Genomic DNA, 10,686 nt, shown 5'->3' with positions numbered 1-10,686 from the left:
CTAAAATGATCGCTAGTAAAAGCATTTTAACAGCAATGATTTTGGGTTTAGCTGGTGGCGCGTCGTTCGCCACCGCAGCGCAACTACCACGCTGCCCGACGGTAACGGAACAACGAAACCCGTATGATTATCATTATGCAAGTTTGATGGAGAGCAAACTGTACTCGCGTGACTTTAAAATCAATGTTGCGCAAGGTGTTGATAATGGTTTGTCGGATGAAGAAGCGCTTGAATATGGCAGAGCCAAAGTTGCTGAAATACATGGCTTTGGTAAGTCGGAACTTAGCTTTAATAGTGCAATGCGTGAGGTGGAGCTAAAAGAGCAAATCGAAAAATATAAGGTTTGCAAGTTCTACGAGGTTGAGTTGGGTGTTCATGGTGATTTGGTTACTAACCTTGATCGCGACAAAATTGAGCGTCAAATAGAAGAGGCTCAAGCCAAAATTGCAGCCCAAACCGATGACTGTATCTATGAGAAAATCAAGGGTGATTCCACCAGCGCAGCAATAGCCGAAATTCGAAGAATATGCCGTTTCAGAGCGCTAAGAAACATCTAAATGCCATAAAAAGCCGCTAAATTGCGGCTTTTTGCTTTTTATCAAATATGTATAAAAAAATACCTCTAAATAGCTATAAATAACTGGATATATAAACAGTGGTCTGGTAGCTTATGCGCGTTTCCGATTTGTTATGAAATTCGCGAAATTAGACGCATATTTCGTTAAGTAATTTCACTTATATCGGTAGCCAATCTATTTTTGTTTTTCATTATTTAGAACTTGCTAATTCTTTGGTAAATTATTTGACAGTAAACCACTCGGCTTTTAAGGAGAAAAAAATGAAATATACGTCAAATGACCTTAGAGTGGTCGCTACGCTTATGGAATGTGAAGCTTTGGATGAAGCTGCGAAGGAGTTTATTCAGCGAACAGTGATGAAGGCGGCCAAGCTGCTTGAAGCAGCCAAGTTTATCAACAATAGCAATAAAGAAGAGTCGTAACAGATATGCTTTGCGTGGCAATCCGGCCACTATCTCTGATAGATATGATTCTAATTTATTGATTAAAGGGGAACGCGAAAGTGCCCCCTTTTTTTGTGCTTTTTGGTGTGTGTATAGCTGGTGGCCGGATGTTGTGTATATCAGTTTAACTCACTTGCGCATTGCCTCTTAGCCGACGATAATGACCACATTATCGTTTCGTGTTTGCCCGATCCCTTTCTTAAATCACGCCGATTTGTGTGTATATCGGGGAGCACGAAAAAATACAGTGTGTATATAGGCGTGTATATGAGTTCATGTACACACTATTTGATCGCTGTAAAAGTCTATATAAAACAGAGGTTTATGAAGTTGTCATCCCATTTGTCAGAAATATACAAAGAGTTTATGTTCGAAGCGGCACATCACTTGCCACATGTACCTGAAGGCCATAAGTGTGGTCGTTTGCATGGACACTCTTTCTTAGTTCGTCTTTATGTAGAAGGTGAGGTAGACCCGCATACTGGTTGGGTAGTGGATTTCGCTGAAATCAAAGCGGCATTCAAACCAATTTACAATCGTTTAGACCATTATTACCTGAACGACATTGAAGGTTTGGAGAATCCGACGAGCGAAGTGCTAGCAAAATGGATTTGGCAACAGCTTAAGCCAAGTTTACCGTTGCTAAGTAAAGTTGAAATCAAAGAGACGTGCACAGCCGGTTGTATTTACAAAGGTGAATAAGTCACTTTTTATTGAGCATTGAAGACAAAGGCAAGCCATGAGCTTGCCTTTGTTGTATCTGGATATTCCCTAATTTTTAATACTTTTCTTGCTAGCTCAGTGGATAACGTAAAATCCACTCTTTTTCGTTCTCACCAAACGTTGTTTTCTCTGTATTGATGAATCCACACGCATCAAGAAAACTGATAGCGTATTGCTGACTCTGTGGCACAGTGACGCAAAGAGAGTTGCTTTCAGGGTCAATGGTATACGCGTAAACGAACAGTTTGCGTAACGCTTCACTCCCAACCCCTTGGCGTTGGAAACGTTGATCAACCATCAAGTACTTGAGCCCCAGTTCGTGCCTTTTGGCAAAGGGCGCATGTTGGGAGAAGCCTTTATCGATAACAAGATAGCCAACTAATAGATCGTCAGAGTAAATCGTAAAGAACGCTTCAGACTTATTGCGTTTTGGATAAGCCACTTCAAACGGCGTAGAAAATCCTTTCTGCTCTTCCTGCACATCCAATTGCATCAAACTCGAAAAATCTTTCAGTTTGGTGGGTTTAATAGCAATCATGGTTCAACCACAAATTGGCGGCATATCCTCATGCCGCCACGAACTTTAATAGAGTATTCCCTCTAGTTTAAGTAACTCACGAGGTTAAGAAAAGCTAGAAATGCAGAGGATAATAATAACCTTGGTGAATATAGGCACCTAATGTTGTGAGTAAGTGAGCGCTATCGGCGGTTTCTACGCCTTCAACAATGACCGTGCAGCGATACGTATTTCCCATGGCGATTAACTGACGCAACGTTTCCACTTTCTTATCGTCCGACTTTAAACCAATCACAAATTCCCGATCTATTTTCAAATAATCTGGATTGATTTTACTGATGAGCGACACGTTGTTGTTGCCAGTGCCAAAGTCATCGATACTGATTTTACAATCCAGTGCTTTTAGTTTCGCGACATTGCCATAAATCTCGGAGGTATAGTACATAGATGCATTTTCCGTGATTTCAATCGTCAGCAAACGACAATCTCGGTTAGATAGTTCTCTGTGTAGGATTGAAAAGTTGCGTCCTCGCAGCAAAGAAGGACAAATATTGATGCTGATAGGAATAGGCAACGCTTTGTGCTTAGTATAGATGGACTCTATCACCAGTAAGGTATGAGTAAGGAGCAGCCCATTTCGGATCAGTGTCTCAATAAACCGTTGCGTATTTTTTACCTTAAACCGCGAGAGCGCTTCGTAATGCACAATCTTTTGCGCTGAAGTGTCATAAATCGGCTCCAGTTTGATTTTAAATTGTCGAATTGCACACAAATAAGCCATAAAGGCTTGTAGGGAGCGATGACGCAGTATTATTAGAAACAGCAAGCTTAATAAAATGATGCTTTGAAACGGTCCAGAGATGTAATACACCTCTTTATAGCCGCTGTTCTTCACGTGATAGTTGAAAAAGCGTTCATTGGTGTTACCAATTTCTAAAGAGGTCCCTGTATTGGTTGATAGCTTCATGCCGGAAAGAAAAAAACGCGAAATATGATTTTCAACGTTGTCGGATAAGTTAATGTTTTTGACACGAACCAAAACGGTCGCGTTATTCAAGTCAAATGATTGGGTCGTATAATTGCTATTATTACTCCACTCTTCAAATGCTTTTTTGCTGACAGGGACAACGGTTTCGGGGGTGACTAAACACCGGATATTGAAACGGTCCAGCATCATGCTCGATTCGACCAGCTTTACATTATCAAAGAGCGACTTCAATTCACTTTCATCAGCAAAGCAGCTCTTTTGGGAAAGGTTCTCTGCAATTTCGAAGGCGTTATCCAGATAATTATGTTTCACAATGCTGTTTATCGCGTAATAACAGATGGCAAAGAAAATGATCGCTGTGATCAACACGACCCACAGCGTATCTGAATAGATCTTTTTATTACGCAGACAAATACGAAGGGCTTTGCCAAGGCTGTTTGTTGTGTATTGATTGATCTTGTGTTGATGGTCGATGCCATTCTGATGGTTGTTTTGCATAGTAAAAGGGATGAAGTATCCGGTCCGGTGAATATTTTCGATAATATTTTTTTTTGTGGTTACGTGTTCTTCCGTGAGCTTGCGAAATTTCTTTCTTAGAGCGGCCACCGCGTTTTTAAAGCCATTTTCAGGCAGTGTCATTTTGTATTGTTGAGTGATTTTGCTTTCTATCAATCGCTGGCTAATTGGCGTATTTAAGCTGCCGTATTTGGCGATGGTTGACAGAATGGCGTACTCATTTGGGTTGACAGGAATGGAGTGGTGGAGTGATTGATTGAGCTCTAAAGATATTTCGTTTTCGGACAAGCAAACGCAGATTTGGTTTCCAATTTCAAACCTAATCATGTGTTGGTGTGCTCCAAGTTTAATTTTTGGCTACGTTATCAATAAAGCTAGGAGAGGGATGTGATTTTTTACGGGGATATCCATAATAATTGGATATATTCAAGGTTTTAGGTTTTTTTATGCTGGGCGTAGCAACCCATTATTCATAGTTAATGAGGTATAAAAAACCCGAGCGGCGGCTCGGGTTTCGTCGATATTCAGCAAGGCTTATTAACAGATAACTTTTACTGCTAGGCCGCCTTGAGAAGTCTCACGGTATTTCGCGTTCATGTCTTTACCTGTCTCTAGCATGGTTTCGATAACTTTATCTAGAGAAACAGTAGGAGCAGAAGAACGACGCAGTGCCATACGAGTTGAGTTGATTGCTTTTACAGCTGCAATACCATTACGCTCGATACATGGAACCTGAACCTGACCTGCAACCGGGTCACAAGTTAGACCTAGGTTGTGCTCCATCGCAATTTCAGCCGCCATACATACTTGCTCTGGGCTACCACCCATAAGCTCAGCAAGGCCCGCTGCTGCCATAGAACATGCCACGCCAACTTCGCCCTGACAGCCAACTTCTGCACCAGAGATAGACGCGTTACGCTTGTAAAGGCCGCCAATTGCACCAGAAGCTGCGAAGTAACGGATGTAGTCTTTCTCAGTTACGGTTTGAATAAACTTGTCATAGTAAGCCAGTACCGCAGGGATGATGCCACATGCACCGTTAGTCGGCGCAGTTACAACACGACCACCTGCTGCGTTCTCTTCGTTTACTGCAAAAGCAAACATGTTTACCCAGTCAACAACAGACATTGGATCGTTCGTTGTTTTTTCAGAAGTAAGCAGTTGCTGACGAAGTGCTGCCGCGCGACGAGGCACGCGTAGTGGACCAGGCAGAATGCCTTCTTCGTTCATACCGCGATCCATACATTCGCGCATTGTGCGCCAGATGTTTGCGAAGTAAGTACGAGTTTCTTCGTCAGAATGAAGCGCATGTTCATTTTTCATGGTTAGCGCACTGATAGACAGGCCGCTTTCATGACATTGCTTTACAAGCTCTTCTGCCGTTGTAAACGGGTAAGGAACTTTTACTGGATTCTCAACTTCTTTACCGAAGTTTTCTTCATCAACGATGAAACCACCGCCGATAGAGTAGTAAGTTTTTGAGTACGCTTTTTCGTCATCAATCCAAGCGTGGATTTGCATGCCGTTTTCGTGTAACTCAAGGTTTGTTTTGTGGAAGTTCATTCCACCTTCACGTGGGAACGATACTGTGTGACAGTGCATGCCAACAGGAAGGCGTTCAGTTTCTTCTACGCGAGCGATAAAGCCCGGGATAGAATCGATATCAACTTTCTCAGGAGTGTTGCCTGCAAGACCCATGATGATAGCAATATCTGTGTGGTGACCTTTCCCTGTCAGTGATAGTGATCCATAAACGTCAACGGTGATTTTAGTGATGTCGCGCAGTTTTCCCATTGCGCGAAGATCATCAATAAACTCTTTACCCGCTTTCATTGGGCCTACAGTGTGTGAGCTTGAAGGTCCAACACCGATTTTATAGATATCAAAAACACTAATCATATCGATTACCTCAGAAGAAAGCCTCCCAAGGGGAGTTGGGAGGCTTAATTTTATCGTTATATTTTTGGATTAATCATACCGTGCTAGGGCAGGGATGATTAAAGAGCGCCGTAGATTACAGAACTAATGGCAGCAAGACCACAGATTGCTGTGAAAATTTGCACAGGTGCTGAAGTTTTGTACTTAGCCATCGCTGGAACTTTTTGCATTGCGAAGATAGGCATCAAGAATAGGATTGCCGCAATCATCGGTGCGCCCATTGTTTCGATCATACCTAGGATGCTTGGGTTAACGATAGCAACGATCCAAGTTGTGATTACGATGAAGATAAGAGACATCTTCTCGATCTTGCTTACTGGCGATTTTGAACGAGATTTCACTAGACCAACTAGACCTTCATGCGCACCTAGGAAGTGGCCGAAGTAGCTAGAAGTGATAGCCGCGAAAGCAACCAGTGGACCTAAGTAAGAGATCAGTGGAGACTCATGAACGTTTGCTAGGTAAGAAAGAACAGAGATGTTTTGCTCTTGTGCTGTTGCTAGTTGCTCTGGAGACAGAGAAAGCACAACAGAGAATACGAAGAACATTACAAAGCCCATTAGCATCATCGCTGCACCACCAGTGATAGCGTCAGTTTTCTTAACTGCGTCATCACCGTATACACGACGTTGTTCTTTAGAGAACTGAGAAATGATTGGGCTGTGGTTGAAAGAGAACACGATAACAGGGATTGCTAGCCATACGATAGCTGGCATTGCACCCCAGTCAGGTGATACTTCCATCATTGAAGTGTTCCAACCAGGAATTAGGTACACAGACAGCGCTAGTAGGATGAACACTAGAGGGTAAACCATCGCTGAAGTTGCTTTCAGCATAAGCTCTTTACCGAACACTACGCCCGCTGTCATTGCAGCGATAAGTGCACCGGAAAGTAGCCAGCGAGGAATAGATTCCATACCCATTTGGTTAACTAGGAAAGAGTCAACCGTGTTTGTGATACCAACACCGTAGATAAGTACGATTGGGTAGATAGCGAAGAAGTAAGCGAACGTAATAAGGTTTGCGCCAGTCTTACCAAAGTGCTCTTCTACTGTGTCAGTGATGTCCGCTTCTGGGTTTTTCGCAGAAAGAACGAAGCGAGCTAAAGATTTGTGTGCGAACCAAGTCATTGGTGCTGCGATTAGGGCTAGGATTACTAATGGCCAAAAGCCACCTGCACCTGCTTTAATAGGAAGGAATAGTACACCGGCACCTACTGCCGTACCAAAAAGGGACAGACACCAGGTAAAGTCTTTGTAAGAAAACTTACTAGACGATTGTGCGGTAGAAACCGCAGAAGTAGTTGTATTCATTTTTTAGTTACTCATTTTGGGAACAGGAAATAAGTCGGGAGTAATTTTGCAAGATTTTACACTAGGAAAATTAGATCTAAATCATTTATTGCTTACGCTTATTGAATGATATGTCAAAAACCTGCTTTTTATCACGAAAATGATGTGCTACTCGTGATTTCTGCTAATGAGTAAAATTAGAAAAACTTATCGATAGGGCTGTTTGTATAAATTTATTTCACCGCAAGCGTTTGCGGTGAAAACGGCAAATTAATCTAATGTGAATGAATGTTTATGAAGCAACGTTTTATTAATATTGATGCGCATGATGATCGCATCCATAAAAATACCGATATCAGAAGTTTTTAATGTGAAATGATATGTTTTTGCATTGATTCGATGATTTGTGCGGTCATGCCCCAGATGAAATGCTGTCTATATGGGATAGCAAATACACGATGACTGCTGTTTTTTAGGTCAAACTTGGTGCTGTACAGCTTTTTCGGGTTCAGAATGTGGTTAGCAGGAACTTCAAAAACGGACTCCACCTCATTTGGGTCAATATGCGTTTTATACTCAGGAGAAATAAAGGCCAAAAACGGTGTCACATTAAACTGACTAATCGTAGGCAATGTTGGAAGCTGGCCAAATACATGAATATGTTCATCTTCTATACCGATCTCTTCTTTGGTTTCTCTTAATGCCGTATTGATTAGATGATGATCTTCCTGCTCAAACTTACCGCCGGGGAAACTGATTTGTCCCGGATGATGACGCAAGTGCGCTGCTCGCTTTGTCAAAATGACCTGTAGCCCCTCCGGGCGTTCTACAAAACCAATTAAGACCGCTGCGTCTCGCAGTGATTTTCCTTTCATCCATTTCAGTCGCGCGAGGGACTCTTTGTGGTAACCCGTTGGAAGCCGAAATTGAAAGTTTTGCAGTAATTGAGTTTTGTCGATAACCAAACCAAATCCTTATTTATTGTGCCTAACCATTATTTATTATACTCAATGGCCGCAAGAGGCGTGGTGCTATCGCCGTTGGTACGGTATTAAAGTATTAGTGCGGCAATACCAAAGCACGTCCATTGGTTCTTTCCCTGCTTTGTGTCGTGTGTCTCACTCTGCTTGGGTATAATAATTTGAAACTTATAAGGTTATAAACCATTCTTTATTTTAAGACGTCACTATGGGGCAAGTATTGACTAATGAAAGGGATTATTTTCACCGAGTTCATGGAGTTAGTGGAAGAGAAGTTTGGCCTCGATGTGTTAGACCAAGTGCTCGACCTTTCTAATGACGAAGGGATTTATACGGCAGTTGGCAGTTACGATCATAAAGACTTGGTTAAATTGATTGTGAATCTCAGCAAAGTATCTGGCATTCCGCCTGAACAACTGCAAGAAGTATTTGGAGAGTGCGTTTTTTTGAATTTACTTCGCTCGATTCCTAGTCATGCCAGTTTGCAGCAGTGTGAAACGACATTTCAATTTGTTCGCCATGTTGAAGATTTTATTCATGTCGAGGTCAAAAAGCTCTACCCAGATGCTAATCCTCCTCAGTTTGATTTTATCAGCGAGACTCAATCAAACATGGTGTTTGATTATCGGAGTGCGCGGTGCATGTCTCACGTATGTTTAGGTCTAATAAAAGGCTGCGCATCGCACTTTGGTGAAGTTATTCATATCAAACACCAAAACCAGTCAGAAGATGGTAGCCAGGTCCGCTTTTGGTTAGAGGCACAATAAGAACGATATGACAGGAAGTTCCTCGCTAGAAAGGAAACTCAAACGAGAAATCGAATCAAGAAAAGCAGCTGAGCGGTTATTGGAGCAGAAGAGCTTCGAACTTTATGAATCTACTCAACAGCTAAGTGTTGCTTTGAAAAAGCTTGAGTTGAAATCAAAAAAGGATTTACGCAAGTTTGAGTTTGAAGAGAAAGTTGACGCGACGCTGATTAAGTTTGGTCGAACTTTTTTGTCGAGCACGTTTGATGAAGCCATGATTGCTAGTTTTATTGAGCAGCTCACTTCGAACTCAGTCATTTCTGCGGCTTACTTACATCTTGATTCCACAAAACTTTCTTCTTTGCGCCGACATCATTTTGGTCATTTACAGCTTCGCCATGAGAAGACGATTAAGACTGTCCCCAATTGGCAAGGGGAGAACTTGCATTTGCCTATCATCATTGACAAGCAAACAGTAGGGGAGTTGATCTTCTCTGTTAAGTTGGATCAAATCGATCAGTCTTTTATTTCCAAACAGATGGAGCTGGTATCGGATTTGGTTCATGGGGTCATTGGCCGTCATTTGAGTTTAGAGCGAGAAGTGGAGCTGCGAAAGCGGGCAGAGGAATCGGAAAAAGCGACGAAAGAGTTTGTCGCCATGATTAACCACGAGTTGCGTACACCTCTTAATGGCGTATTAGGTAGTGCTGAACTACTAAGTCGAACACAGTTAGGTGAAGAGCAACGCCATTACCTAAACAACCTGACTCAATCGGGAGACTTGTTGAGGGTCATCATTAACGATCTTCTCGACTTCAGCAAGATGAATGCCGGTATGATGGAAATCATCGATAAGGTCTTTGCTTGGGAAGAGCTTGAAAAAGCCATCATGGGCGTATTTTCAGCTAAAGCAGCAGAAAAGCGAATTCATTTCTCCATCGATAAAAAGCTCGGTATTCCCGAGTTTTTAGTTGGTGACTTAGAGCGAATTACACAGATCTTGGTCAACTTGGTGGGAAATGCTATTAAGTTTACTCATTTGGGTGGGGTGGTGCTGCGAGTGGAGTGGATAAACGGTATTGCGCATTTTGAGGTTGAAGACACGGGTATTGGCATCCCGATAGAAGCACAGCCCTCATTATTTGACCCATTTGTGCAAGTAGATCGCTCGGCGAAGCGCAGTTTTGAAGGCTCAGGTTTGGGCCTTGCGATTTGTAAAAATCTAGTGGATTTGATGCAGGGCGAGATTAGCTTTGAAAGTGAAGAACGCAAAGGTACCACCTTCAAAGTCTCTATTCCTCTAAAGGAGGGGCAAGCCCCAGGCGCAGCAGAGGGGGAATTAGCTACCATAGAGCGAAGTGATTTGGCAGGACGCTCAATATTGGTGGTTGATGACATCAGAATGAACCAAGTGATAGTTACTCAAATGCTGAAAAAACTCGACATTACACCTGATTTAAAAGCCAATGGGAAAGAAGCTTTAGAAGCGGTGAAAAACAAAGATTACGAACTGATATTTATGGACTGCCGAATGCCAGAAATGGATGGTTATGAGGCGACGATGTATCTGAGAGAGCGTGGCTTTACTCATCCTATTATCGCATTAACCGCTGGCACTACCATCGAAGAGCGTCAAAAGTGCATTGATTCAGGCATGGACGACATCCTCACTAAGCCGTACACCGCAACCGATATTGAACAGATCATGTGTAAGTGGCTTGAGCAGTAGACGCTGCCTCTTAAAAAACGGATTCTTGTTAGCCAACGGCTAAAAGCCAAAGTACCTGTAAATAAAACACACAAAAAACGCTCCACACTGGATAATGCCGATCGCTTAACGATGTTTCTTGTGTCATTCCAGCGAGCCTTGGCGAGACTAGGAATCTAATAGCGCATGCTGAGCGGCTAATGAAACAAATTTGACCATAAAGTGCTCGGATAGAAAAGCCTACATCACGCTCCTTC

At 42.5% G+C, this 10,686-nt stretch carries 10 protein-coding genes; 5 read left to right on the top strand and 5 right to left on the bottom strand.

Translation table 11 applies throughout. The features are described 5' to 3' along the window. Nucleotides 1-5: 5 nt before the first annotated feature. The 3 genes from B7360_RS16340 (at nt 6) to queD (ending at nt 1,723) form a co-directional block, all read left to right on the top strand. A complete protein-coding gene (locus B7360_RS16340) occupies nt 6-557 on the top strand; it encodes a hypothetical protein (protein ID WP_031856807.1) in 552 nt (183 codons plus the stop codon). 281 nt (nt 558-838) lie between these two features. Further along, entirely contained in the window at nt 839-1,000 is a 162-nt protein-coding gene (locus tag B7360_RS25005) for a hypothetical protein (RefSeq protein WP_153904392.1), read from the top strand. Between the two features lie 345 nt (nt 1,001-1,345). After that, nucleotides 1,346-1,723, top strand: coding sequence for a 6-carboxytetrahydropterin synthase QueD (gene queD, locus B7360_RS16335; protein WP_085344009.1), 378 nt, complete (start codon nt 1,346-1,348; stop codon nt 1,721-1,723). A 91-nt stretch (nt 1,724-1,814) separates the two neighbouring features. Here the strand turns inward: queD and B7360_RS16330 are convergent, their stop codons facing one another. The 5 genes from B7360_RS16330 to B7360_RS16310 all read right to left on the bottom strand — a co-directional run bounded on the left by B7360_RS16330 (nt 1,815) and on the right by B7360_RS16310 (nt 7,960). Continuing rightward, nucleotides 1,815-2,282 carry a GNAT family N-acetyltransferase gene (locus B7360_RS16330; RefSeq protein WP_085344008.1) on the bottom strand — a complete coding sequence of 156 codons (468 nt, stop codon included), beginning with the start codon at nt 2,280-2,282 and terminating at the stop codon, nt 1,815-1,817. Between the two features lie 94 nt (nt 2,283-2,376). Further along, entirely contained in the window at nt 2,377-4,092 is a 1,716-nt protein-coding gene (locus B7360_RS16325) for an EAL domain-containing protein (RefSeq protein WP_085344007.1), read from the bottom strand. A gap of 210 nt (nt 4,093-4,302) precedes the next feature. Further along, on the bottom strand, nt 4,303-5,664 hold the full coding sequence (locus tag B7360_RS16320; RefSeq protein WP_005396900.1) for an L-serine ammonia-lyase: 1,362 nt from the start codon (nt 5,662-5,664) through the stop codon (nt 4,303-4,305). Nucleotides 5,665-5,762: 98 nt separating this feature from the next. Beyond that, entirely contained in the window at nt 5,763-7,016 is a 1,254-nt protein-coding gene (locus tag B7360_RS16315; protein WP_005396901.1) for an aromatic amino acid transport family protein, read from the bottom strand. Between the two features lie 344 nt (nt 7,017-7,360). After that, nucleotides 7,361-7,960 (bottom strand): CoA pyrophosphatase, encoded by a 600-nt coding sequence (locus tag B7360_RS16310; protein WP_005396902.1) that lies wholly within the window; start codon nt 7,958-7,960, stop codon nt 7,361-7,363. Nucleotides 7,961-8,202: 242 nt separating this feature from the next. Between B7360_RS16310 and B7360_RS16305 the strand changes: the two genes are divergently transcribed. Together B7360_RS16305 and B7360_RS16300 are read left to right on the top strand one after the other, a co-directional pair. Then, nucleotides 8,203-8,742 (top strand): heme NO-binding domain-containing protein, encoded by a 540-nt coding sequence (locus tag B7360_RS16305; protein WP_085344006.1) that lies wholly within the window; start codon nt 8,203-8,205, stop codon nt 8,740-8,742. A gap of 7 nt (nt 8,743-8,749) precedes the next feature. Continuing rightward, on the top strand, nt 8,750-10,450 hold the full coding sequence (locus B7360_RS16300) for an ATP-binding protein (protein WP_085344005.1): 1,701 nt from the start codon (nt 8,750-8,752) through the stop codon (nt 10,448-10,450). Nucleotides 10,451-10,686: the final 236 nt, after the last annotated feature.

Source organism: Vibrio sp. ArtGut-C1 (genome assembly GCF_002105475.1).
GTDB lineage: Bacteria > Pseudomonadota > Gammaproteobacteria > Enterobacterales > Vibrionaceae > Vibrio > Vibrio diabolicus.
This window is presented reverse-complemented; position numbering and strand designations above follow the sequence as displayed.

Bases quoted from the DNA above. Each gene is read 5' to 3' on its own strand.
- queD (WP_085344009.1), top strand. From the start codon at position 1,346: ATGAAGTTGTCATCCCATTTGTCAGAAATATACAAAGAGTTTATGTTC.
- B7360_RS16305 (WP_085344006.1), top strand. From the start codon at position 8,203: ATGAAAGGGATTATTTTCACCGAGTTCATGGAGTTAGTGGAAGAGAAG.
- B7360_RS16320 (WP_005396900.1), bottom strand. From the start codon at position 5,664: ATGATTAGTGTTTTTGATATCTATAAAATCGGTGTTGGACCTTCAAGC.
- B7360_RS25005 (WP_153904392.1), top strand. From the start codon at position 839: ATGAAATATACGTCAAATGACCTTAGAGTGGTCGCTACGCTTATGGAA.
- B7360_RS16315 (WP_005396901.1), bottom strand. From the start codon at position 7,016: ATGAATACAACTACTTCTGCGGTTTCTACCGCACAATCGTCTAGTAAG.
- B7360_RS16300 (WP_085344005.1), top strand. From the start codon at position 8,750: ATGACAGGAAGTTCCTCGCTAGAAAGGAAACTCAAACGAGAAATCGAA.
- B7360_RS16325 (WP_085344007.1), bottom strand. From the start codon at position 4,092: ATGATTAGGTTTGAAATTGGAAACCAAATCTGCGTTTGCTTGTCCGAA.
- B7360_RS16340 (WP_031856807.1), top strand. From the start codon at position 6: ATGATCGCTAGTAAAAGCATTTTAACAGCAATGATTTTGGGTTTAGCT.
- B7360_RS16330 (WP_085344008.1), bottom strand. From the start codon at position 2,282: ATGATTGCTATTAAACCCACCAAACTGAAAGATTTTTCGAGTTTGATG.